Source organism: Pseudomonas sp. CCI1.1, assembly GCF_034348165.1.
Taxonomy (GTDB): domain Bacteria; phylum Pseudomonadota; class Gammaproteobacteria; order Pseudomonadales; family Pseudomonadaceae; genus Aquipseudomonas; species Aquipseudomonas paracarnis.
Genome location: NZ_CP133780.1, coordinates 2,482,543 through 2,504,513, shown reverse-complemented (window position 1 = coordinate 2,504,513; position 21,971 = coordinate 2,482,543). Strand labels below are relative to the sequence as shown.

General features: G+C 55.8%; 23 protein-coding genes and 5 pseudogenes. 13 read left to right on the top strand and 15 right to left on the bottom strand.

Annotated elements, in window-relative coordinates; genetic code table 11:
- Positions 1-35: 35 nt before the first annotated feature.
- From RHM69_RS11155 to RHM69_RS11120, 8 genes and pseudogenes are all read left to right on the top strand, one after another.
- On the top strand, positions 36-1,673 hold the full coding sequence (locus RHM69_RS11155; protein WP_200645914.1) for an MFS transporter: 1,638 nt from the start codon (positions 36-38) through the stop codon (positions 1,671-1,673).
- Entirely contained in the window at positions 1,666-2,760 is a 1,095-nt protein-coding gene (locus RHM69_RS11150) for an HlyD family secretion protein (protein ID WP_200645915.1), read from the top strand. The genes RHM69_RS11155 and RHM69_RS11150 overlap by 8 nt, the downstream gene beginning before the upstream one ends.
- Positions 2,761-3,100: 340 nt before the next feature.
- The gene (locus RHM69_RS11145) at positions 3,101-3,661 is read left to right on the top strand and encodes a TetR/AcrR family transcriptional regulator (RefSeq protein ID WP_014719241.1); all 561 of its coding nucleotides are present in this window, start codon (positions 3,101-3,103) and stop codon (positions 3,659-3,661) included.
- Between the two features lie 697 nt (positions 3,662-4,358).
- Complete coding sequence (locus RHM69_RS11140) at positions 4,359-4,913, top strand: OsmC family protein (protein ID WP_014719240.1); 555 nt, start codon at positions 4,359-4,361, stop codon at positions 4,911-4,913.
- A gap of 72 nt (positions 4,914-4,985) precedes the next feature.
- Positions 4,986-5,759: an SDR family NAD(P)-dependent oxidoreductase gene (locus tag RHM69_RS11135; protein ID WP_019817523.1), complete on the top strand. Its 774-nt coding sequence runs from the start codon at positions 4,986-4,988 to the stop codon at positions 5,757-5,759.
- Between the two features lie 132 nt (positions 5,760-5,891).
- A pseudogene (locus RHM69_RS31065) lies at positions 5,892-6,242 on the top strand (TetR/AcrR family transcriptional regulator); the annotation flags it as partial.
- Positions 6,243-6,248: 6 nt separating this feature from the next.
- A complete protein-coding gene (locus tag RHM69_RS11125) occupies positions 6,249-6,947 on the top strand; it encodes a DsbA family oxidoreductase (protein WP_014719238.1) in 699 nt (232 codons plus the stop codon).
- A 65-nt stretch (positions 6,948-7,012) separates the two neighbouring features.
- Positions 7,013-7,342, top strand: coding sequence for a thioredoxin family protein (locus RHM69_RS11120; RefSeq protein WP_038450968.1), 330 nt, complete (start codon positions 7,013-7,015; stop codon positions 7,340-7,342).
- Between the two features lie 31 nt (positions 7,343-7,373).
- Here the strand turns inward: RHM69_RS11120 and RHM69_RS11115 are convergent.
- From RHM69_RS11115 to RHM69_RS11095, 5 genes and pseudogenes are all read right to left on the bottom strand, one after another.
- Positions 7,374-7,704 (bottom strand): annotated as a pseudogene (locus RHM69_RS11115) (glutathione-regulated potassium-efflux system protein KefC); the annotation flags it as partial.
- Position 7,705: 1 nt separating this feature from the next.
- Positions 7,706-7,912, bottom strand: a pseudogene (locus RHM69_RS11110) (NAD(P)H-dependent oxidoreductase); the annotation flags it as partial.
- A 107-nt stretch (positions 7,913-8,019) separates the two neighbouring features.
- Positions 8,020-8,238, bottom strand: a complete 219-nt coding sequence (locus tag RHM69_RS11105; protein WP_014719236.1) for a tautomerase family protein — start codon at positions 8,236-8,238, stop codon at positions 8,020-8,022.
- A 30-nt stretch (positions 8,239-8,268) separates the two neighbouring features.
- Positions 8,269-9,375, bottom strand: coding sequence for an alkene reductase (locus RHM69_RS11100; RefSeq protein WP_137270650.1), 1,107 nt, complete (start codon positions 9,373-9,375; stop codon positions 8,269-8,271).
- A gap of 45 nt (positions 9,376-9,420) precedes the next feature.
- Positions 9,421-9,753, bottom strand: coding sequence for a carboxymuconolactone decarboxylase family protein (locus RHM69_RS11095; protein ID WP_014719234.1), 333 nt, complete (start codon positions 9,751-9,753; stop codon positions 9,421-9,423).
- 494 nt (positions 9,754-10,247) lie between these two features.
- On the opposite strand from RHM69_RS11095, the gene RHM69_RS11090 reads away from it, so the two are divergent.
- Together RHM69_RS11090 and RHM69_RS11085 are read left to right on the top strand one after the other, a co-directional pair.
- A complete protein-coding gene (locus RHM69_RS11090) occupies positions 10,248-10,838 on the top strand; it encodes an SH3 domain-containing protein (RefSeq protein ID WP_306470854.1) in 591 nt (196 codons plus the stop codon).
- A 296-nt stretch (positions 10,839-11,134) separates the two neighbouring features.
- Positions 11,135-11,227: pseudogene (locus RHM69_RS11085) on the top strand (transposase domain-containing protein); the annotation flags it as partial.
- On the opposite strand, the pseudogene RHM69_RS11080 reads toward RHM69_RS11085, so the two are convergent.
- The 5 genes and pseudogenes from RHM69_RS11080 to RHM69_RS11060 all read right to left on the bottom strand — a co-directional run.
- Positions 11,224-11,750, bottom strand: a pseudogene (locus RHM69_RS11080) (zinc-dependent alcohol dehydrogenase family protein); the annotation flags it as partial. The pseudogenes RHM69_RS11085 and RHM69_RS11080 overlap by 4 nt on opposite strands.
- A gap of 80 nt (positions 11,751-11,830) precedes the next feature.
- A complete protein-coding gene (locus RHM69_RS11075; RefSeq protein WP_137270649.1) occupies positions 11,831-12,382 on the bottom strand; it encodes a hypothetical protein in 552 nt (183 codons plus the stop codon).
- Positions 12,383-12,593: 211 nt separating this feature from the next.
- Positions 12,594-12,959 carry a BrnA antitoxin family protein gene (locus RHM69_RS11070; protein ID WP_014719232.1) on the bottom strand — a complete coding sequence of 122 codons (366 nt, stop codon included), beginning with the start codon at positions 12,957-12,959 and terminating at the stop codon, positions 12,594-12,596.
- Positions 12,960-12,962: 3 nt separating this feature from the next.
- Positions 12,963-13,232 (bottom strand): BrnT family toxin, encoded by a 270-nt coding sequence (locus RHM69_RS11065; protein WP_014719231.1) that lies wholly within the window; start codon positions 13,230-13,232, stop codon positions 12,963-12,965.
- A gap of 273 nt (positions 13,233-13,505) precedes the next feature.
- Positions 13,506-14,729: a benzoate/H(+) symporter BenE family transporter gene (locus RHM69_RS11060; RefSeq protein WP_137270647.1), complete on the bottom strand. Its 1,224-nt coding sequence runs from the start codon at positions 14,727-14,729 to the stop codon at positions 13,506-13,508.
- Positions 14,730-14,824: 95 nt separating this feature from the next.
- Between RHM69_RS11060 and RHM69_RS11055 the strand changes: the two genes are divergently transcribed.
- Entirely contained in the window at positions 14,825-16,324 is a 1,500-nt protein-coding gene (locus RHM69_RS11055; protein ID WP_058410780.1) for a PLP-dependent aminotransferase family protein, read from the top strand.
- Positions 16,325-16,351: 27 nt separating this feature from the next.
- On the opposite strand, the gene RHM69_RS11050 is transcribed toward RHM69_RS11055, so the two are convergent.
- The gene (locus RHM69_RS11050) at positions 16,352-16,699 is read right to left on the bottom strand and encodes a hypothetical protein (RefSeq protein ID WP_019817533.1); all 348 of its coding nucleotides are present in this window, start codon (positions 16,697-16,699) and stop codon (positions 16,352-16,354) included.
- Positions 16,680-16,853: a hypothetical protein gene (locus RHM69_RS11045; RefSeq protein WP_014719228.1), complete on the bottom strand. Its 174-nt coding sequence runs from the start codon at positions 16,851-16,853 to the stop codon at positions 16,680-16,682. The genes RHM69_RS11050 and RHM69_RS11045 overlap by 20 nt, the downstream gene beginning before the upstream one ends.
- A gap of 135 nt (positions 16,854-16,988) precedes the next feature.
- Between RHM69_RS11045 and RHM69_RS11040 the strand changes: the two genes are divergently transcribed.
- Positions 16,989-17,663, top strand: coding sequence for a response regulator transcription factor (locus tag RHM69_RS11040; RefSeq protein ID WP_020302273.1), 675 nt, complete (start codon positions 16,989-16,991; stop codon positions 17,661-17,663).
- Positions 17,656-18,966: a sensor histidine kinase gene (locus RHM69_RS11035; RefSeq protein ID WP_130175198.1), complete on the top strand. Its 1,311-nt coding sequence runs from the start codon at positions 17,656-17,658 to the stop codon at positions 18,964-18,966. The genes RHM69_RS11040 and RHM69_RS11035 overlap by 8 nt, the downstream gene beginning before the upstream one ends.
- 124 nt (positions 18,967-19,090) lie before the next feature.
- Here RHM69_RS11035 and RHM69_RS11030 read toward each other — a convergent pair whose 3' ends face one another.
- The 3 genes from RHM69_RS11030 to RHM69_RS11020 all read right to left on the bottom strand — a co-directional run bounded on the left by RHM69_RS11030 (position 19,091) and on the right by RHM69_RS11020 (position 21,905).
- Positions 19,091-20,953, bottom strand: a complete 1,863-nt coding sequence (locus tag RHM69_RS11030) for a DUF3857 domain-containing transglutaminase family protein (protein WP_200601271.1) — start codon at positions 20,951-20,953, stop codon at positions 19,091-19,093.
- A gap of 285 nt (positions 20,954-21,238) precedes the next feature.
- Positions 21,239-21,421, bottom strand: a complete 183-nt coding sequence (locus RHM69_RS11025; protein ID WP_014719224.1) for a hypothetical protein — start codon at positions 21,419-21,421, stop codon at positions 21,239-21,241.
- 43 nt (positions 21,422-21,464) lie between these two features.
- Positions 21,465-21,905, bottom strand: a complete 441-nt coding sequence (locus RHM69_RS11020; RefSeq protein ID WP_014719223.1) for a hotdog fold domain-containing protein — start codon at positions 21,903-21,905, stop codon at positions 21,465-21,467.
- Positions 21,906-21,971: the final 66 nt, after the last annotated feature.

Genomic DNA, 21,971 nt, shown 5'->3' with positions numbered 1-21,971 from the left:
TCTGCAGCGACAGCAAAAGAAGGCGTTACCTGTACATGGCCAGCGCTGAATACGTGTTCAAAGCTGACGAGAAACCGGCGATGGCGGGCAGTCCTTATAAGCCCAGGCTGTCGCCGGCCAGGCGTGGCATATATTTTGTCGTAGGCTTATTCCTCGGGACCTGCACGACGCTGTGCAACGGCCTGGTGGCGAGCAATCTAGGCGTAATCTCTGGCTCTATTGGCGAGTACACGGCTCAGGTCTCGTGGTTGGTGGCAGTTTTTTTGGCGATCAATGCCAGCGCCAACCTGACCTTGGTCAAGGCCCGGATGCAGTTCGGAATCCCTTTGGTCACGGCAAGCATTGTCGGTACCTACATCGCTGCCTGTGTGCTGCAGTTACTGTGGCCCACTTTGACAACTGCGGTCATTGCCACGGCGATCAACGGCTTGATGTGCGCGACGTTGATCGCCTTGAGTACCTATTATCTGATGCAGGCCATAGCCCCATCGGCCCAGCCGATGGCCCTGATTATCAGCGTAGGGCTTACCCAGATAGGATCGCCGGTGGCGCGCATGATTCCCGTGGAATTTCTCGCCTCGGAACATTGGCTGGGGCTGCACTTGTTGAATCTAGGCATTGGTATGGCGGTGTTGGGTGTGACGTTGGCGGTGCCTTTGCCACGCAGTGATAGGGCCAGCGTGTTTGCTGCCTCGGACGCAGTGGTGATTGTATTGCTGGTTTCATCCTTCCTGCTGTTTGCCGGTGTGCTTGGCCTCGGCCGGAGCTATTGGTGGACCGACGCGCCCTTTCTCGGCTGGATGCTGGTGGCGGCTATCTCGTTGCTGGTGACGGTGGTGTTCATTGAACGACGTCGGCGTCAGCCGCTGTTGCAATTGGAATGGCTGGGCAGTTTCGACTTGATGCGTTTTGTTGCGATTGCGCTGCTGGTTCGGCTATCGCTGGCCGAGCAGACTTTCGGCTCGGTAGGTTTGCTATCAATGGGCGGGCTCAATAACGATCAGTTGCGTGTCCTGTTTGCGTGCGTACTGGTGTCGATGCTGATGGGGATCGTCGTCGCTTGCCTGACGTTGTCGCCCAAACGTATCCCCTGGCAGGTCATGGTCGCGGCGTTGTTTATCGCAACGGGAGCGTATCTGGACTCGCAATCCACCAGCCTCACGCGTGCGCCGCAACTGTACCTGAGCCAGTGTTTGATTGGGTTCGGTGCGACGCTGTTCATCGGGCCTGCCTTGATCTTTGGCTTTCTCAAACTGTTCGCGAAGGGACCTCAGTACATGATCACGCTCGTGGTCCTGTACGGGGCGAGCCAGAGTATCGGCAGCCTGGCAGGGTCGGCTGTAATGGGCAGCTACGAGTTCATCAGAACCCAGTCCCATATCGCTAGCCTGGCGGACAGTGCGCCGATCACCAATCCCCTTGTCGTAGCGCGCCTCGGCATTGGCGAGGCGTTGCTTTCGAGTCATATAGCCGACCCGGAACAGCGCCAGAAACAGAGCAGCAAGCTGCTAGGACAAGCGTTGCAGCAACAGGCTAGCGTACTGGCATTCAATGACGTCTTTCGCATCGTGTCAGTGCTGGCTTTTGGCACCGCGCTGTATGTGTTTTATCTGCAGATGTCGGCTTTTTTCCTCTCGCGCATCCGTCGCGAGCCTGAGAACGTAAATGACTGATTCCATGACTGTTCCATCGGATGTTGAACACACTGCTTTTCATTGGTCGCCCCCGCCCCGGGGCCGTTTGCAAGGCATTATCATGGTGCTGGCTGCGATTGGCGTTATTACGATCGTCCTGTACATCTGGAAGTTGCCGCCTTTTGACGCAGGTCTGCAACAGACAGATAACGCCTATGTGAGGGGGCGAACCACGGTGATTGCCCCTCAGGTCAGCGGCTATATCGTCCAGGTGGCCGGGCAAGATTTCGCGCAGGTCAAGCGAGGCGAGGTCCTTGTGCGTATTGACGATGAGGTCTATCAGGCGCAGGTAGATGAGGCGACGGCCAATCTTGGCGTCGCCAATGCCGACCTCTCCAACAACCAGCAGGCGCACGCTGCTCGCATGGCGGGCATCGAGAGTCATGTTGCAGCTATGGCCGGTGCGCAGGCGCGCTTATTGCGTGCCCGCGCTGACATGCAGCGCGCAAACGCGTTGGTCATGGATGGCGCCATTTCTACGCGCGAGCGCGACCAGGCACGAGCCGATTTCAGTCAAGCCCAGGCCGAGGTACAGCAGGCGGGTGCGCAAGAGTCGATTGCTCGGGAGGAGTTGCGTACCGTGGATGTCGGCCGTGAAGGTCTGGAAGCCCAGGTGCGGGTGGCACAGGCAAAACTGCGTGCGGCTCAGATTGATCTTAATCACACGGTCATCCAGGCGCCGGAGGATGGCGTGCTTGGAGAAGTGGGCGTGCGGTTGGGCCAATTCGTGACCCACGGCACACAATTGATGTCGGTAGTGCCCGCTGATCACTGGATAGTCGCGAACTACAAGGAGGCGCAGACTAAGGCTATTGCGCCCGGCCAGATCGCGACGCTCAGGATTGATACGTTAGGAGGGGCGACGCTAACGGGGCATGTCGAGCGGCTCTCACCAGCGACGGGCTCGGAATTCGCGGTGCTCAAGCCGGACAATGCAACGGGCAATTTCGTCAAGGTACCGCAGCGTATCGGGGTGCGCATATCTGTTGATCCGGACCAGCCTTTCGAGTCTTCGCTGCGCCCGGGCATGTCGGTTGAGGTCGATGTCGATACGCGTCATCGGTGAGGAGGCGGGTAGTGGGCCATCAGCATTCAGTTGCTGTTGAGAGCCCCCTGGAGCGTATGGACAGGTAGTGGGTCCCAGGTCCGGCTTTCCCGTAGGGCACACGTGCCCCGTAATCTGAGGGTGCTTTACTTTGCCACGACGTTGTCCCGTGTAAAAAATATGCGAGCGTGCCGAGGTTGAGAGCGTTTCAAGATTGGCTATTCGAGGAGGTTCATGCGGCTTAGGGCATGCACACGAAATCAGCAATCACATCGGTAGCTCAGTTCAGCGTTCGGCGAACGCTGTCTTATGAGGTGTGACTAATTTATGATGCCAGGATGATAAATTTGGATGCAGCATCATGAGTACACGTTCAGACCTTTTGACCAGCGCCGAGGTTCTGCTGCGCACGAAAGGCTATGCGGCCTTCAGCTATGCCGACCTTGCGGACGACATCGGCATTAAAAAGGCGAGTATTCATCATCACTTCCCCACCAAGGAAGGCTTGGCAATTGCCATCGTCGAGAGCTACCTGTTCCGGTTTAAAAAGCAGCTGGACGCTATCAATGATGAACACGTCAGTGTTGTCGACCGGCTGAATGCCTTCGCCTTGATGTTCGCTCACAGCAGCCTGAACGGGATGCTTCCACTCTGTGGAGCCTTGGCCGCAGAGCTTATGGCCCTGCCTGAAAGCCTCAAAGAAGTGACAAAGGAATTCTTTGAGATCCATCTCACTTGGCTCCAAGAAAATATTAAGCAGGGTCAAGATCGAGGAGAGCTTAAAGCCGAACTGGATGTAATCAGGGTTTCAAGGTTCATATTGAACACTTTAGAAGGTGCGAGCTTTGTTTCTTGGGCGATGAGCGATGATTACGAGAGATCTTCGGGATTTGATTTGATTTTATCTACCCTTCGTCACTAAAGACGTAGCAATTACGTTTATAGACTCTACCGCTGCACTCTCTGCCCGGGGGCGTCTTTCATCGCTGTATCTTTGGTACATATTCCAATAGTCTCCCGACTTGATCGCCTGCCAAGAGCAGGCGGCCTTGAATTATTTGATTCGGGGTCGCGAGCCAATCTACGCTGTTTTAATTAGCGCAGACTAAAACCACCAGATAGATCACTCGGTATTATCTGGTGTGCGGTAGATTTGCATCCAATAACGGGGAGGTTTGCTTGTAGGCGGCGCTTTTTCCTGACCGCGAATTGTACAGTATCGCCCATGTTTAGCGGCGACCGCGCTCTTGGCTGCGTTCAAAGTGACCTCTTGAAACGAAGCTCCATCTCGTCCCAATACGTGGCCTGGGGCATAAACAGCGATAAACCTCCTTGATTTTATATCTATGCGGAGACGGTCTTGTGCCATCAATTCGTACAGTTATATAAAACAAACCTGATGCTTAGAGCTGTGAGATGACCTGTGCTGGCGTCACTCTCGGAGTGATTCTGTCGGTCACGACTCCCACTGTGTTGTCATCAATATTCCCAAATCCTCTATGCGGCCTAGCTTTTCGAAGCTATTGGTATCGTCATCTTCCTTGTAAGCAAACCTACTACTTGGTAGGCTTGTTTCTCTTCCGGTCGAATCGTCCGGCTTATCTGAAGAGGAACGTCCAATGAGCAGCAATCTGAATGGTATCGATGTCGCCGCACTCCAGAATTTCGCCGAAGGCGTTGCTGGTGATGCGACTAAGCGCCACGCAAGCTTCAACGTTAAGACTGCTTGGAAGGGTCAGACCCGTTCTGTAGCCAAAGTCAGCCGTTACAGCTTGGCTGGTGAAACCTATTCCCGCGATTTTGAAATTGCAGCCGATGAGCCGAATGAATTGCTTGGCGAGAACACCGCGCCCAACCCTCAGGAGCTGCTGATGGCTGCTCTCAACGCCTGCATGTCGGTCGGCTATGCCGCCAATGCCGCGATGATGGGCATCAAGATTCACAGCCTGGAGATCGAGACTGACGGCACCCTCGACCTGCGCGGTTTCCTAGGCATCGACGAAAGCGTTAACCCAGGCTACGACGAGGTGAGTGTCGTCATTCGCCTGCAAACCGACGCCTCCCGTGAGCGTGTAGAGGAGCTGCACAACGTAGTGCTCAAGACTTCGGTCAACTACGCAAACTTCTCTAAAGCCATTCGCATGCTCCCTAAGCTCGAAGTCATCGAAGGCTAACCGTTCTGGCCATAGGTCAGCGCGGCACCTTGCCGCTGGCGACCTCTTACGAATCTAATACCGGAGTCTGTAATGAGCGATTTTTTTGCAGGTAAAAAACTGTTGGTTGTTGGCGGCACGAGCGGCATGGGCCTGGAAACAGCGCGCCAGTTTTTAAAGGCAGGTGGCAGCGTGGTTCTCACCGGCAGCAAACAGGATAAAGCCGATGCTGTGCGCGCCGAGCTGAGTCAGTTGGGGACCGTATCAGTGATCGTTGCCAACCTCATGACCGAGGAAGGGATGAATCATGTACGCAACGAAATCAATGCCAACCACAGTGACATCGGCTTCATGGTGAACTCTGCAGGCATATTCATTCCGAAGCCTTTCATCGAGCACGATGAGGCTGACTACGACATGTACTTGGATCTGAACCGCGCAACATTCTTTATCACGCAGGCCGTGGTCAAGAATATGCTTGCTGCCAAGCGCGAAGGCTCCATTGTTAACGTCGGTTCGATTGGCGCGCAGGCCGCGCTGGCCGGCTCTCCAGCAACCGCTTATTCGATGGCCAAGGCGGGCCTGCACGCAGTCACCCGAAACCTGGCAATTGAATTGGCTCCCTCAGGTATCCGAGTCAATGCCGTTTCGCCAGGCATCGTTCACACCTCGATCTATGAAGGTTTCATGGATAAGGACGCGATCCCGGATGCGATGAAGTCGCTGAACGACTTCCACCCACTGGGTCGAGTCGGTGTTCCTGAAGACGTCGCCAACACCATCCTCTTCTTACTCTCCGATAAAACCTCCTGGGTGACTGGTGCTATCTGGGACGTCGATGCAGGGGTGATGGCGGTGCGTGCCTAAACACCGAGGCAAGCTCTGCGTGTAGCGCCTCTCATTGGGGCGCTCTGCAGCACGCCGCTCCGGTGACAAGGGTGCTGGTTGTAGGAGTTTCAAGTGTCCATCAAAAGCCGCGCTGCTGAGCTATGCGGAAACCGCTTACAGGCTTTTTCCCGACTTTTTGTGATCAGCGCGAATGAGGGGCTGCTGCCGTTATGCGGCGCCTTGGCGGCGCAAATCGCTGCGTTGCCTTTGTCGCTCCAAAGGCTCACAAGGGAATTCTTCAATTCGCAGCTCACTTGGCTCCAAAGCACCCTCAATGACGCCGTCCGGCAGCACAGCTGATCGCTGGGAACATCTGTTGAGCACTTCGCTTTCATGCTTCTGAGCATGTTGGAGGGAGCAAGCCTCATTGATTGGACATTGGGTCGCTCAGCCGACCCGTTGGCTGGCTTTAACCATTTGCTTGAAATGGCCGCAATGCAATCTTCACTTCTCCGTGCAGGAAAAAATATGCAAACCCCTTCGAAAAAATATGTAGTCGATATCTGGTCTGATTATGTGTGTCCCTGGTGCTGGATTGCCAAGCGTCGTTTTGAAAAAGCACTCGAAAACTTACCGCAGAAGGACGATGTACAGGTCAACATTCGGGCCTATCGACTGGCTGCAAATCACGCCCCTGAACCGATGATCGCGGCACTGAAACGTAAACTCGGCAACCCAGACTCCGCAGCAGCGATGATGAGTACGGTCAGTAAATATGGCCAGGCTGACGGGCTGGATTATCGCTTCGACACCATGATGTTTGGTGACACAGCGGATGCTCATATCCTGGTGAAAGCAGTTGAAGACACGACAGTGAAAAAGCGCCTTGTTGAGGCGCTGTACGAGCAAAGTACCAGTCACGGCAAGTCGCTTTTTGATCGCGTCAATTTGGAGGCGATTGCGAAGGAGGCAGGTGTGCCCGATGAATCAATTCAGTTGGCGCGGTCATCCGTGGAGCTGCGTGTTGAGATGCTAGAGGACGAGCATTTCGCAGCCCAACTGGGTTCCGGCGTGCCACTTTTTGTCTTCAACAACGCGTTCTCGGTGTCAGGTGCTCAGCCAGAAGCGATCTTTCTTGAAGCGCTGGATCAAATGGTTGCTAAAGCGAGAACCGGGGATAGCTCATTGATGGGTCAAGTCTGCGGCATTGATGGCTGCGAAATTTGATGGACAACGGAACGGGGGTACTCAGAAGGTGCCCCCTTTTCCTTAACACAACATGTGAGATCCCAATGAGCCGTATCGTTGAATTGAGCGCTCCCCAATTTGCCCGCTTCGTAGCCAAAGGAAGCAGTGTCGTAATGTTCTCAGCCTCTTGGTGCAAACCCTGTAAAGAAATGAAGCCAATCTTCATTGAGCTGGAGGAAAAGCTCCACTCTCTAGCAGTTTTTGGGAAGATCGATATCGCGGCGTCTCCGACAATCGCGCAGATGTACGGCATCCGCTCTGTGCCGTCGTTGGCGGTGTTTCATGAAGGCCGACTGTTGAAAGTCTTCGCTGGGTCTAAATCGGTCTCGGCCTTGAAAAAAGCAATCATCACTGAGCTGGAAGATGCTAGCTAACCAAGCATCCCTCCGCGACCTATAAGCCAAATCAGCTACCTGTCTCCCTATGCGCAAGGCTCACTTTTCCTGGGCCAGCATCACTTGGATGAGCGCGGTCTTCATTGAATATTTCCGTTAGTAAAGCGTTGGCTCGTTTGTAAGCGTCATACTTGAATTCGGTATCGTCCTGGGCCTGAGCGGCCATCTCCTCTAGCATCTCCAAACTCAGGCGGCGGAATCGATCCGCACGCTCACGAGCTTCGTAGCGTCCTATCCCGAGTTGCTCCAAAACCCCGGCGCCCGAGGGGCAATGCGCTTTCAAATGTTTCTCGCTCGACTTCTTCCACACCCATCTGACGTAGGGTAATGATGTGCCCCATAGCTATACCAGTACAGCGGGTGTTGCAGAGCGAGGAGATCCGCCTGTTCCACCGCTCTCTGCTCAGCTTGAACGTCGATATTGAAACCGGGGTAGAGGTCGTACAGCGAACGGATTGCGACAGCGGGATTGCTGGCTGCCAGATTGAGCATCAACATGTTGACGTTGGATTTGTCAGGGTAAGGATGGGCGTAAATGATCAGAATCACGGAGTAGTCCCCACAAACCTGGCGTTCTCCAAGAACGGAAAAGCTCCCTGTTCGTTGAGCATGGCCGCACTCAAATAACAGGAAGCTAATGATCTGAAGGTGAAGCCTTACTCGCCGGCTTGCAGCTTCAATACTTCTTGGGTGGTCACAGGTTTGCCACCAATACCCCAGTCTCCACTTTTTACCTCTTCGAAGATGACCCACGTGAGAGCGCGCATGTTTTCGCCTTCAACCGACACCATAGCGTCAGTCACTTTGCGAATCACCTCAGCTTTTTGCTCGTCGGAAAAAACGCCTTCAATCCCTTTGATAGTTACGAGTGGCATGGTGTTCTCCTAGATGTTTGTGAAGGAATATCAGGCTTTGGCCGCTGCGTATTCCGGATAGTCGGTGTAGCCCTTATCAATCGAACCGCTTACGCCGTAGTAGGTCGCGCGATCACCCTCGGCCAATGGCCAATTGTTCTGCATGCGCTCTACCAGATCAGGGTTGGCAATGTAGGCGGTGCCAAAGGCAATCAGATCTAGCTCGCCTTTGGCCAACTCAGACTCTGCAATCTCTTTGGTGAAGCCGCCCGCAGCCATCAAGGTGCCCTTGTACGCTTCACGGAATGCAGCGCCGAAACCTGGTGGCGTTTGCGCGGCGAGGATGGTCGGTTGGTAGTTCAGGTGAACAAATGCCAGCTCTCTTTCGTTGAGGGCAGCCGCCATACTCATCCAGGTTTCTTCTTCGCCTTCGTACACCCCGAAGTCATACAGTCGACCAAACGGAGAGAAGCGAACGCCAATCTTCGATCCGCCGATTTCAGCAGCAATCGCATCAATGGTCTCCAGCAGGAAGCGTTGACGGTTCGCAATAGAGCCTCCGTACTGATCAGTACGAGTGTTCAGGGCGCTGCTCAGGAATTGGTCGAACAGGAAGCCGTTGGCTGCCATGATTTCGATACCGTCAAAGCCGGCGTCCATGGCCATCCGTGCGGACTTCACGAAGTCAGCGATGACGCGTTTCACTTCTTCAGTTTCCAGCGCACGTGGAGAGCTGGGCTGTACAGGGCCAGATTTACCGGGCTCGATCCAGGCATACACCGTGGTATCTACCGCAGGCACCGTGCCCGAGGAGACTGGCACCATGCCGTGTACCGATGTGTGGGACATACGGCCTACGTGCCAGAGCTGCGCGAAAATCTTCCCGCCTTTGGCGTGCACCGCGTCAGTCACTTTGCGCCAGCCTGGTAAGTGCACATCTTCGTAAATGCCAGGGGTGTACAGATAGCCGCGAGCCTCATCGGAAATAGGCAGGCCTTCCGTGATCAGCAAGCCGGCGGAAGCTCGTTGCGCGTAGTAAAGCGCGTTGGATTCATTCGGAATGTTGTTCAAGGTTCGGGTGCGAGTCATTGGGGCCATGACAACACGGTTTTTCAGCGGAGTACCGGCCAGATCGTAAGGTGCGAACAGCGTATTCATAATTAATCTCGACGTCGTTGAAGGGGAAGAACATCGGCGTTTGAATTAGGACTTATCGAACGCGTCGAGTACGTGGGTGCTGTAGACCAGCGCGGCACCGGCATTCATGTTGATAGCTACACCCAGTGCTTCGGCGACCTCTTCACTGGTTACACCGAGCTTCTTTGCTTCAGCGGCGTGAAATGCAATGCAGCCATCGCAGCGAGTCGTCACGGCCACTGCGAGGGAGATGAGTTCGCGAGTCTTGGCGTCTAGATGATGGGTTTTGCTTCCGGCGGCACCGAGAGCAGCCATACCCTTCATGGTTTCAGGTGACAAGCCATTCAGCTCTATCAAACGAGTGTTGATGTCTTTTCGGGTTTGCTTCCAGTCTTGCATGGGATTCTCACAGGGATGTCGTTGGTTGCAGATATTTAAGATCTGAAACAAAGCTACCATCCAGTTGGTAGGGTTTCAACGAGTCTGGGGTGATTTTTAATATCAATGCAATTTAATAGGCGGCTTTACGCTGTTTTTTGGAAGGAGAGTTCGAGTGAGAAATATCGCTTAGCTAGCTGGAGGCTTGTTTAGCAACTCAACCATGCCATGCCACTGCGTTTTTTGGGTGACACCAGCTTCACTGATGCGACCGAGCAATTGGGGATTTTCAAAGGGCATCAGACCTTCATAGCTGACCACCACATAGCTGCGGCGGACAGGGTGGTGAATGGGCGTTGAGCGATCCAAAACACTGCAACGCAGAAAGAGCCAAATGGTTTCTTTCTAATGATGCGATGCAGCGTCTGCTCGAGATACTGGATCAGGGAAAAACCAAGCTTTCGAAATTAGGTTGACTGCAAAAAACGGAAGATTGGCTAAGCTCGCAATAGGTGATGCGTCAGGTTGGTCAGGAAGACACCCGTTGTAATACGTGCCGAATGAGAGCAATGGATATGCGCAAGAAGTCCCGGTCATGGTTTGTCCCGCTCCTGCTTGTTTTTGCCGTCCTGTGGGCAGTGGGGAAGAAGGACACGCCTTCAGCCCCCGCACAGTCAGGCGTTCTGAGCGCGCCGAGTACGTTTGAGTCGACCTCTCCATCACCCTCAACGCCGGCCCCTGTCTCTGCGACTGAGCACTTTGTAAGCGCTGATAATCTCAATGTCCGGAATCAACCAAGCGGTAAGGTCGTCTCGAAGCTGAAGCGCGGGGAAAAGGTTCAGGTTTTCGAGACGCGCAACGATTGGGCACGCATCAGTATTGATGGTCAATCACCGAAGTGGCTTTCGTCAAAAAGCCTGTGCAGCGGGTCGGGCTGCTACTTCGTTTCGAAACGCAAACCAGTGACTCAGCCAGTACAGCCTGCTCGCCAACAGACTCCAGCTTACGGCTCCTCGTGCCCCTGTTCCTCTGGAAACGTGTGTATAGGGCCTAGGGGTGGTCGATACTGCATTACCTCTGGCGGTAACAAGCGGTATGGCGTATGAGCGATTACCGTCTGCTTTTCCTACAGCCCAATGAGTTACCCTGCTTTGACAAGCTAATCCAACGCGACTAACTTTCATGGCGTGATGCGTTCATGCGCTCGCGCTACACAGCGTTTCTATGTCTCCCCCACGTTTTTCGTGGCACCGGTTTGACTAACAGGTAGCAAATGACTGTTAATCATTGGGTCCCTGGTTCGAGTCCAGGTCGTGGAGCCAGATAGAGAAAAGCCTGTAGAGATACAGGCTTTTTTTTCTTGGGATTTGACCCAGCAACCCAGCGCGCTTCCCATGACGCCATCAACGGGCATGATCCGTATGCTTATTTGAAGGGCGTGCTCACGCGCCTGCCTTCGCAGCGGGCGAGTGAGATTGAAGTGGCTGGGTCCTAAGCAATTTTGATTACTACCTTACCAAAGGCGCCTCTGGCCAAATGTTCGTACGCTTCGCGTGCTTGATCGACTGGATACACGTGGTCGATTACCGGGCGAATCTTGTGCTCGTTCAAGAATTCGTTCATTCGGTCAAATGCCGAGCGTGGAGCAACGGCTATGCCGCGAATCGTTGTTTGCCGGAAAATCATAGGCATCAGGTTCAAGGTAGAGGTCTGGCCTGTCAGAAAGCCGATCTGTGCGATACGTCCACCTGCCTTTGTTGCAGCAATCGATTGATTGATGCCGTCACCGCCTGCCACATCCAGCAGGAGATCCACTCCCTTGCCGTCAGTGAGCTTCAGAACTTCCTCTGCCCACTCAGGGGTAGTGCGATAATTTATACCCGCAACAGCGCCCAGTTTTTTACAGCCTCCAGATTGTCATCACGGCTGGAGGTGACGATAACCTTGGCTCCCAAAGCTGTAGCAATTTGTGCTGCAAAAACAGAAACACCTCCAGATCCCTGAACCAAGACGGTTTGCCTGCGCACCAAGACGGGCGAGTGCAAGATGTGTTCGGCAGACGCTTACGGTGAGTGGGCCGGACGGTTACCTTACAGTTTCAAAGCGAACAAGGATTAACCAGGTTTACGATAGAGGTCATCGTCATCCCCGCTCTCCCTCGCCCCGTGTCCCTTACATAATCCTTTTCAGTGCCCACCAAGGTTCGTTTTCCTGGTTGGAGCAGGGTTTCCACAATGAGCTTTTTCTTCGCGATATCCGGTTTAAAACTCGGCTCTACTGGCCAAATCTGCACGGCATAGTCTTGGGCGAACAAAAGCAGATTGGGAGCGGTATCTACCGGCGTTTGTAGGTGCGCGCACATGACGTCGCTGGCTCGTACTTCAACAACTGTTTTGTAGTGGGGCTTGTCGTAACTGGCCAATATCAATTTTGTCCGAGTCTGAACCCCCAGCGCTTCCTGAGGGTGGCAAGGCGTCACTTCTCCATAGGCGTAGGCGCACCAATTCACCTGGGTCATTGTGACAATTTCCTCAGGTTTTAAAGACAGGTCTTTCTGGATGTTCAACTGGTCTTGCGGTTTTTCGTAGGGGATTGTCGTGCAGCCAGTGAGCAATGCGAGTGCGAGCAGAGTGATGAACTTGAAGTACATGGCTTTCATTTCCTATGAATTACATCGACCTGATAGAAACGACTTCCACAAAACGGAATTTTTTCCTAGCCGCCTTGGTAGCGTCTTACTCAGATAGGATACCTGGGAGAGACTCTTGCTCGGGAGGCGGGCTGCAGAGATGCAGGCTTTTTTTGCCTAGGATTTGGCCTGCATGGCGCGATTCGCAAGAAGCCAACTCTAGCGCTTCGATTTAGACAGGTTTGCTTTTTGATTTGGCAGGCAGCGGATTAACAAGCATTCGATTCAATTCTCCAGCGAGCGCTATCAACTGCTGTTCCAACGCTTCGATCTCTGAGACGCTGATGCCGTTGTTGAGGACTTGCAAGGTTTTGGCTTGTTTCTTCGATGCTGGCGCTAGGTTATGGGTGTCCTGGGATACCAATGCCTGCCGCAGTAGATTGTTGATTACGGTCTGATAGCCGGTGCCTGCACTCTGCGCACGTTCACGGGCGGCTTCGATCACAGCATCGTCCAGCATGATCGTGATACGGGTTTTGCCTTTGTTGCTGGCGATAGCGCCGCGCTTGGCGTTACTGAAGTCGTATTCGTCTTTCATGGCTCAAACCTCCAGGTACTGGCGCCGTTCATTTTTGGATGCAAGCCGGGCGCTGATGATGCGTACGAAATTGGGATCGCGGTAGGTGTAGGCCACTACCAACACGCGTCCGTTTGCGTCGGTGCCCATGATCACCCAGCGTTCTTCTCCGTGATCGTGATCTTGCATGGTCAGGGCTGCCTCGTCGTAAAACACTGGTTCGGCATCAGCTAGGCTTACGCCTTTATGCTTGCGCTGGTTAGCGATGTTTTTGGCGTTATCGAATTGAACCATGAATGTTTTCGTTATGCATATTTTATATGTATGAAAAGCGATGAAATGGACGATCGGCTGTGACGATCCATATCGTGGACACGCCATTTTCCCTCCGATCAGTTGGAGCTTGATCTTGCAGAGATTGCCTGCGGATTTCCGTGCGCAACGGGCGTCTGTTTACGTAGCCATGTTCTGTATGCTTTGTCGGAAGGCATGCATAGACATGACCGAATGCCATATCGAAGCGTTTGAGTGGTAGGCGGGCTGCGTTTGAGCCCAGGTCGCGGAGCCTCAGTTAGCAGCGTTCTCACGAGCATCAAGCCCCCGACGCGGCAACTGCCCATTAAGCACGACGTACGCCGCCAACCCAATCAGCAGCCCCCAAAACGCCCCGCCAATCCCGAACAACGTGATGTTGGCGGCCGCTGCCAGAAAGGTAATCAGCGAAGCCTCACGGGAGCTGGCATCGGCCATGGCGCCGGCCAGGCTGCCGCCGATAGTGCCGAGCAGGGCGAGCCCGGCCAGGGTGGTGATGAAGGTGGCCGGAAAGGCCATGAACAGCGCGGCGAGGGTCACGCCGAAGACTCCGACCAGGATGTAAAAAACACCTGCCGCAATGCCGGCGATCCAGCGCTTGGAGGGCTCTTCGTGGGCTTGCTTGCCGGTGCAGATGGCAGCAGTGATCGCCGCGATATTGAACGCGTGGGAACCAAAGGGCGCCATGAGCAAGGAGCCCAGCCCGGTGATGGTCACGATAGGGTTGGCACTGATGTTGAACCCATCGTTGCGCAGCACCAGCATGCCGGGCATGTACTGGCCGGTCAGGGTGATCAGAAACAGCGGCAGCGCGACGCTGAGCAAGGCGTTGAGCGAAAACTCAGGCCGGGTGAATATGGGCGCTGCCAGTTGCAGTTCCAGGCCCGACAAGTCGACCCGTCCCTGAGCCATCAAGAAGGCCAGTCCCAACGCCAGAATACCCACAACCGCGTAGCGTGCGGTCAGGCGTTTGAGCACGAGGTAGGCAACAATCAGCAAGCCGACCAGCATCGGGTCAAGGCTCATGCCGCCGAAAGCACCGATGCCGAACTGTAACAGAATACCGGCGAGCAACCCGGCGGCCACGCCTGGCGGGATCAGCCGGATGACTTTTTCGAAATAGCCGGATAAGCCCAGCAGCACGAAGGCCGCGGCCGAGATCATGTAGGCGCCCACCGCCTCGGCATAGGGCGTGGTGGACAGGGCCACAACCAGAAAGGCAGCAGCCGGTGTGGACCAGGCGGTGATGATAGGTGTGCAGGAAACCCAGCTGAGAAACAGCCCGGTGACCCCCACGCCGATGGACACCGACCACACCCAGGACGCCGTCAACTCAGGGCTCAGCCCAGCGACCTTGGCGGCCTGGAACACCAGAATGAAGGTGCCGCCATAATTGACGATGACCGAGATCAGGCCGGCGACAATCGGCGGGATGAGGTCGCTGAGGCGAACCGATGCGTTGGGTGTTGACGAAGGCATGGCGTTACGTTGCTCCTTGCAAATGGCGAAGCGCAGAGTCTACGGATAAACTGGCCTGCTTCTTCCTGCCAATTTATTCATATAGAGCAGACCGCATGGCGCAAACCTTCGAGCTCGAAACACTGAAAATCCGGCTCAACGATGCCGAGTTTCAGCGGCTGGATCTGCACCTGCGAATCCAGCGCGCCTTGCGGGCATTGATTCTTGAGGGGGCCCTTGATGCGGGCCTCAAGCTGCCGGCAACCCGAGTTCTGGCCAAAACGCTAGGTGTTGCCCGCGACACGGTCGAGAACGCCTATGTGCATTTGCACCGGGACGGCTTCATTGTGCGGCGCGAGGGCTCGGGCAGCTATGTATCGGAGGCAGTGGGCACCGAGTTACGCGGGGCTGCGCGCCAGCGCATCAACATGCAAGACACCCAGCGCAGTGATGCAGTGCCAGGGGCGGGCTTGAGCCGGCGCGGCCGGATGATGTTCGATACGGGTGGCGTGACTGATCAACAGGCGGTGAAGGCCTTCGCCACCGGGCTGCCGGAAACCCGTACCTTTCCTGTCGATATATGGGAGCGCCTGCAACGCCAGGCCATGAAGGACTACCGGGGTAACGTCCTGTTGCATGGCGACCCGCAAGGCGCCGAGCCTTTGCGCAAGGCGATCGCCACCTACTTGAACCTCGAGCGCGGCGCCAAATGCTCACCCAGCCAGGTTCTGGTACTGAGCAGCACTCGCCAGGCCCTGTACCTGTGTGCCCAATTATTAGTGGATGCCGGCAAGCCCATCCTCCTGGAAAACCCCGGTTACTACGGTGCCAAGAAGGCTTTTGAAGCGGCCGAGACCCAGGTGGTGCCTATTGAAGTTGATGCACTGGGGATCCGCACCGACCTGCTGCGGGCAGACCGCAGCGGCGCCAATTGCGTCTATGTGACGCCTTCGCACCAATACCCCACCGGCGCCACGTTAGCGCTGGAGCGCCGGTTGGAGCTGATCAACTGGGCGGCCGAGCAGGGCAAGTGGATCCTCGAGGACGACTATGACAGCGAGTTCCACTACGACGGGCCGCCGATTGCCTGCGTCCAGGGCCTGGACCCGTACCAGCGCACGATCTACCTCGGCACCTTCAGCAAAACCCTCTATCCCGGATTGCGGATGGGCTACATGGTGCTGCCTGCCGAACTGGTCAGCGCATTCACCTATGCGCGAAGCATCATGGACGGTCACACGCCACAGATCCTCCAACTGACCCTGGCGCGCTTCATGGAGGACGGCCACTACCACGCCCATGTCCGGGCCATGCGCAAACTGTACGCTGCGCGCCGGGCCGTCATGCTCACCGCCATCGGCAAACACCTGAAGGGGATTGCCACAGCCTTGTGCCCCCATGGCGGGCTGCAGATGCCCTGCCTTTTGGCCGATGGCTGGTCGGAGGAAAACACCATCCGCCAAGCTGCCAGCGCAGGCGTGCAGTTGCCCGGACTCAGTCGGTTGTACGCCGGCGAGGAGAAGAAACAAGGTTGGCTGTTGGGGTATTCATCCTTGACTGCCCATGAAATCGAAACAGCCATGGGGCGGCTGGCTGCTGCGCTGCGCAAGCAATAGGCCCGTGCCGTTCAGTGCGCGAGGTATCTAGTGCCTGCTCGGGGTTTGAACCGCAGGCAGGATGGAGTCGAACCATTGCGCCAGGTTCGAGCCTGATAGCCGCTGCACCTGATCGACATCCATCGATTCATCCTCACCGGCGGTGTAGCACTGATCACCACTGCGCCTGTCATCGGGATAGACCATAAAACCACCACGGCCGTCAGGGCAGTCGGGCAGATACACCGAGGACAGGTCGCGTTGCTCATCGAGGTGCGCATTCAAGCGCGCGATATAGATACCCATCGAAACCGCCACGCCAATAACCAGCACCACACAGGCGACCAACTGGCCGGTATAGCTGGCGCCAATCTCATCACGACGCACGGGCGACATGACACGACCCTGTCTGCTCAACATTCTGGCCAATCAGAAACCAGCCACTGCCTCCCATGCGTACCAACTGAGTTTGCTGTGGAAGGATGCCCACCATCAGCGCGAGGAAAATCACGGCTAACAGCACCCCTTTGATCATCGAATACAGGTTCATGACGGTGACGAGCTCTGGATAAGAAGAGCCTTAGCCTAAGCAGCACGGGGTTAACACCAGGTAAACATCGCGGGAAACAGCCCGACTTCCGCTATCCTTCACACCGCTGAGCACTACCCGCCCGAGGTTTTTTCCGTGCATATTCATCTGCTGCTGGTCGAGGACAACCTGGATCTGGCCACCACCGTCATCGAGTACCTGGACATCAGCGGCATCGTCTGCGATCACGTCAGCAATGGTCAGACCGGGCTTAACCTGGCCCTCAATCAGCATTACGACGTTATTCTCCTGGACATCATGCTGCCGCGCCTGGACGGCCAGCAGGTATGCGATCGGTTGCGCCAGCAAGGCATCCAGACGCCGATCCTGATGCTGACCTCGCTGGACGCGTTATCCGACAAGCTCGCCAGTTTTGCCGCTGGCGCCGACGACTACCTGGTCAAGCCGTTCGAACTGGCCGAACTGGTCGCCAGGATTCGTGCCCTGAGCCTGCGTCGCAGCGGCCAGACCAGTCGGCTGCAAGTGGACGACCTGGTGATGGAACTGACCACGCGTAAAGTCAGCCGGGCAGGGCAGGAGCTGCATTTGTCGCCCATCTGTTGGACCTTGTTGGAAAACCTGATGCGCGCAAGTCCTCAACCGGTCTCTCGGGAGCGCCTGGAGGCGAAGATCTGGGGCGATGAGCCGCCCGACAGTAATTCGCTCAAAGTACATATGCATCGGCTGCGCAAGACGGTAGACAAACCCTTTGGCCGGCCGTTGATTCATACCCTGGCGGGTGTCGGCATTCAGGTAAAACCCCATGCGTAACGGCCTGAGTCTGAAGTGGGTAATCAGCGGCAGTTTCCTGTGTCTGATTGCGGTGGTGCTGGTGATCTACAGCAAGCTGCTGCCTGAATTCACCGTGCGCGGCCTGTTCTACACGGCCAGCGCGATGATGGAGGAGGAAGCTCAGTATTTTCTCCGGCATTACAAACAGGACCCGACCACGCCGACGCCGCACAATTACTTCTACACCAGCGTCATCGGCAAGGAGGCGTTGCCGCAGGACGTGCGCGAGTTGCTCACTACATCGCCGAGCCTGTCCTTCGGCGCGGTGAATATCTTTGGCGATCTCTATTCCGATGACGACGACGAGCCCTTCCAGATCATCCTCGAACAGCCCCTGGGTGACGGCAAAATCCTCTACATGTACGACATCGATCACGATAAGGAAGCAGGGGGAGAGGTCGAGACGCCGTTGTCTGACGCCTATTTCGATCAGGTCATAGAGAGTGTCAAGTTCATCAGCCTGGCGGTCTTCGTGCCGGCGCTGATCATCATCGCCTTGCTGGTCTGGTGGCTGGTTCGGCCGCTGGGGCGCCTGGTGCAATGGTCCGGCACACTCAAAGACCCTGAGGCACTGACCGGCACACGGCCGGGTTTCAGTTTCAAGGAGTTCAACATGCTGGCTGATGCCCTGGCCAAAAGTGTTGAGCAGGTGCAGGCCGCCAGCCAGCGCGAAGGCCGCCTGTTGCGCTACACCAGCCATGAACTGCGCACGCCCCTGGCGGTGCTCAAGGCCACTATCGAATTGTTGGCCCTGCAATCGGGCGGTGTGCTGCCACCCTCATTGCAGCGCATAGAACGCTCGGTGCTGAATATGCAACTGATCGCCGAGACATTGCTGTGGATGAGTCGCGAGCGTCCAGAGCCGCTGCCGGAAGAAGACGTTGACCTGAGCGAGCTGGTGGGCGACCTGATTGAAAAACACCGCTACCTGATCGGTCACCGAGATATTGAGCTGAGCATCGACATCCACAACGAACCTTGCCGATTGCCCCCTACGGCGTGTCGTATCGTGATCGGCAACTTCCTGCGCAATGCGCTGCAATACGCGGAAGAGGGCACGGTGGAAATCAGTTTCAAATACCCCCGGCTGGTGATTGCCAATTACATCAACGAGGCCAAGCCGCGGCAGGAATCCGACGACTATGGATATGGTCTTGGGTTGCAGTTGATGCGGCAATTGTGCGCAAAGCTGGGCTGGCAGATTGAGGTGATCCGTGAGCAACAGAGGTTTACGGTCATTCTTGATTTTACGAGCGGGCGGGCTGTCGAGTCAGAACGTTAAGGCTGATAGCGCCTCACAGAAGCGCCAACCGGGTTAGGAACGTTTTATAGCTGCGCCTCAGCATGCAGTCCCCGCTTCCCGCGCGCCAGTGCATAACCACTGACACGCAAGAAGGGCCAAGGCGTTACAACGTCTGCACAATCACCTGGCTTTTCAAATCGTTGACCATGCCTTCAATCGCCGGCTGCATGGCCGCAAAATCCTCCGGCGTGCAGAGAATCTCTGGCTTGCTAAACACATATTGGCGCGTGATCAGCACCGTATTGGCCTTCTTCACATAGGTCGAGCGATAGTCGAAGCCCGCCTGTTTCACCGACACCGCCTTGGGCACCGCGAGGATCTTCACCTTGGCGGGGAACTCCAGGCGCGCAACTTCTGAGATCTCACTCGAAAGGCAGGAGAAGTTCTGAGTGCGTTCCTTTTCGGCCATCAAGGAAAACACGCTCTGGCCAATACCGCCGGCCAGGCTGGAGAGGGTAGGCACCCCGATCGGGCCAGGCAGGTTGACCAGATTGCTGGTGTGGCCTTTGAGGGTGAACTTGAAGGTATTGGCAGTACTGTCCAAAGCGTCAGTTTCGATCACTCCGCTACCGGATTGCCCAAACATGCTCAGGACCTGTTGCACCAACTGATTACGGTCGGCTGGCTGCATGGCCTTGAGCATGAAGCGGTTAAGCTCCGCGCCCCAACCGTCGATGGTGGAGTCATTGGTAAAGTCTGCAGCGCCTTTGGTGTTGACCTTGAACACCATGGTTGTGTTCACTTTGCCAGGCTGGCGGGACGGTGTCTGCTTACGCTCACCGGTCTGTGTCAGCAATACCGGTTTGCCGAGTTCGGGCAGAGGCAGGTAGCCAGCGGCGATGGGTGTCGCGGTGGAGTCCAGGTACAGATCGAGGCTGGGTACATAAGTGATTACATGGTTGAGCACGCCCAGGGTCGGCACCTGGGGCAGTACGTAGGCGTTGCCGGCGTTGATCAGTGCGGGCGAGCTTTCAATGGCGACGGCTTTGAGCAGCGCTTCAAGCAGGGCTACATGGTCTTTGCAGTCGCCGTAGCGGTTATCCAGCACCGCTTGCGCTGAGTGCGGTACTACGCCGCCGGCGCCGACGTACACGGCCACATAGCGGATGTTCTTGCGTACCCATTCACTCAGCACCAGGGCCTTGCTGCGTGGGTTGTCGAGGTTGGTGGTGAGTTCCTTGGCCAGTTGGGTCATGGCCGGGGTCACTTCTACCTGTGCGCGTGCGGCGTAGGCCCGGGCAAACTGTTTGTAGTCGGTGAACGTCGATACGGCCAGCAGTTGCCCGTAGTCGGTGTAGGCAACGGAGCCATCTTCCACGCGATTTTTCTTGGTTTGTTCCACGTCCCAGCGGTACACCGTTCGCCCGTTGGCGTTGGCTGGCGTGGACGCTTTGAAACCCCGTGAGTCGGCGTACAGCTTCATTTCGGCGGGCATGTCGTAGCTCAGGCGCACCTGCTCATTCTGGTAGAAATCCGGCGAGAAAAGGTCTTCGAACTGCCCCGCAAACAACGGCGTATTGCGATGGCGCTGGTACCGCAGAACCATGCGATCACCCACTTGCAGCTCCGGGAAGATCACCACTTTGACCCGCGAGTCCTGAAACATCGGCGCCTGGGCAGACTCCAGTTCCTGCTGCTCCTTGATCCGGTCTGGTGTTACCACGACTTTGCGGCCATCGGATTTGAGAGTGTAGGCCTCGACAATATCCAGAGTTTCCAGGGTGCGATTGTAGGTCACAGAGCGCTGGGCGTTGGAGGTGATCGCGCGCTCTTCATTGATCCGCATAACCCGTTCGACATCCAGCACAAAGCTACCGTCGGGGTTCACGACGTAGGACTGGATGTTTTTTTCGTGGGTCAGGGAAAGGTCGGTGTAATCGGCACGGGCTGGCGTCGTCAACAGCGCGCAGACCGTGACTGCCAGCACACCGAACAGGCGTAACGAAGAGAGCGGGAGGCTTTGCATAGAGATCCTTCTGAGCTAGGGGGCGCCATTTCACCGGCCGTGTGTTCCTGAATAAGCCGATGGATAGGACTCGCAAGTGCTTCGCCTACTCAATTGGCTGACGTTCAGGGGTTATGAAGATTTTTAGGTTTCTCTCGCACGCTATGTGTGCCGAGACTTCCCATTGAGTAAGACGTTTTCGAAGGATTTTATTTAGCGCTGGTTAATCAGAAAGTTAAAAGCTTTGATCCGTGTCTCTTGGGAGAAGAGGTATTTTTTTGACGGCCGATGATCTTTCCCGTCCTCTTATTTGATATGCCGATAAGGCGTTCGCCATTGATACCTTCGCCCTGGAAAAGACCGGTTCAGCTCGCCGTTGGCGGTATTGCCGATGCGCAATTGATGCCGCACGTCGCCGGCGATACCACCACGGCAATCCGCACCGCTTCGCAGTGCATCGTCGACCGCACCAGGCGTCCAGTCACGCATTGCAGATGCTGCGTAGCTGATACTGCCTGGGCCGGCCGATTACCTAAGCGAGCTTCACATTCATGGTGATGTGGGCGGTGAAGACCCTGACGCCACCCGCATCGAAAATCTCGACCGGCACGATCTTGTCCCCCGCAGTCTGCCAATCGATAGCGCTGCCATCGGCAACAGCGCGGATATCGGTTTTCGCCTTGGCCAGGTATTCCACAGTCATGCCTTTGGGAATCCAGCGTGCGCCTGCGGGGATCGACGCGTCGGTCATCATGCCGCCGGCCAGTTCGGCGGCGTTGCACAGTGCGATGGCATGCACCGAGGCCAGGTGGTTGGTGATTTCCTTGCGAAACGGCACGGTGACCACCGCATGGTTGGGTTTGAGCTCCGCGATCTCGGGAGTGATGGTGCTGAAGTAGGGCGCCATTTGGCACGCCAGGTTGCTGAATGCGGCGGGGCCTACGCTATTGAACATGCTCAGGGCTTGGCTCATCGGAATATCCTCAAGGGGTAGTTACAGAATAATATTCTGTAACAGAACAATATTCTTTAGATTCCA

Coding starts and splice junctions, on each gene's coding strand:
- RHM69_RS11035 (WP_130175198.1), top strand. CDS start 17,656: ATGCGTAACGGCCTGAGTCTGAAGTGGGTAATCAGCGGCAGTTTCCTG.
- RHM69_RS11025 (WP_014719224.1), bottom strand. CDS start 21,421: ATGCGTGACTGGACGCCTGGTGCGGTCGACGATGCACTGCGAAGCGGT.
- RHM69_RS11065 (WP_014719231.1), bottom strand. CDS start 13,232: ATGGTTCAATTCGATAACGCCAAAAACATCGCTAACCAGCGCAAGCAT.
- RHM69_RS11070 (WP_014719232.1), bottom strand. CDS start 12,959: ATGAAAGACGAATACGACTTCAGTAACGCCAAGCGCGGCGCTATCGCC.
- RHM69_RS11120 (WP_038450968.1), top strand. CDS start 7,013: ATGAGCCGTATCGTTGAATTGAGCGCTCCCCAATTTGCCCGCTTCGTA.
- RHM69_RS11060 (WP_137270647.1), bottom strand. CDS start 14,729: ATGCCTTCGTCAACACCCAACGCATCGGTTCGCCTCAGCGACCTCATC.
- RHM69_RS11020 (WP_014719223.1), bottom strand. CDS start 21,905: ATGAGCCAAGCCCTGAGCATGTTCAATAGCGTAGGCCCCGCCGCATTC.
- RHM69_RS11155 (WP_200645914.1), top strand. CDS start 36: ATGGCCAGCGCTGAATACGTGTTCAAAGCTGACGAGAAACCGGCGATG.
- RHM69_RS11050 (WP_019817533.1), bottom strand. CDS start 16,699: ATGTCGCCCGTGCGTCGTGATGAGATTGGCGCCAGCTATACCGGCCAG.
- RHM69_RS11030 (WP_200601271.1), bottom strand. CDS start 20,953: ATGCAAAGCCTCCCGCTCTCTTCGTTACGCCTGTTCGGTGTGCTGGCA.
- RHM69_RS11090 (WP_306470854.1), top strand. CDS start 10,248: ATGCGTCAGGTTGGTCAGGAAGACACCCGTTGTAATACGTGCCGAATG.
- RHM69_RS11140 (WP_014719240.1), top strand. CDS start 4,359: ATGAGCAGCAATCTGAATGGTATCGATGTCGCCGCACTCCAGAATTTC.
- RHM69_RS11125 (WP_014719238.1), top strand. CDS start 6,249: ATGCAAACCCCTTCGAAAAAATATGTAGTCGATATCTGGTCTGATTAT.
- RHM69_RS11150 (WP_200645915.1), top strand. CDS start 1,666: ATGACTGATTCCATGACTGTTCCATCGGATGTTGAACACACTGCTTTT.
- RHM69_RS11095 (WP_014719234.1), bottom strand. CDS start 9,753: ATGCAAGACTGGAAGCAAACCCGAAAAGACATCAACACTCGTTTGATA.
- RHM69_RS11145 (WP_014719241.1), top strand. CDS start 3,101: ATGAGTACACGTTCAGACCTTTTGACCAGCGCCGAGGTTCTGCTGCGC.
- RHM69_RS11100 (WP_137270650.1), bottom strand. CDS start 9,375: ATGAATACGCTGTTCGCACCTTACGATCTGGCCGGTACTCCGCTGAAA.
- RHM69_RS11055 (WP_058410780.1), top strand. CDS start 14,825: ATGGCGCAAACCTTCGAGCTCGAAACACTGAAAATCCGGCTCAACGAT.
- RHM69_RS11105 (WP_014719236.1), bottom strand. CDS start 8,238: ATGCCACTCGTAACTATCAAAGGGATTGAAGGCGTTTTTTCCGACGAG.
- RHM69_RS11045 (WP_014719228.1), bottom strand. CDS start 16,853: ATGAACCTGTATTCGATGATCAAAGGGGTGCTGTTAGCCGTGATTTTC.
- RHM69_RS11135 (WP_019817523.1), top strand. CDS start 4,986: ATGAGCGATTTTTTTGCAGGTAAAAAACTGTTGGTTGTTGGCGGCACG.
- RHM69_RS11075 (WP_137270649.1), bottom strand. CDS start 12,382: ATGTACTTCAAGTTCATCACTCTGCTCGCACTCGCATTGCTCACTGGC.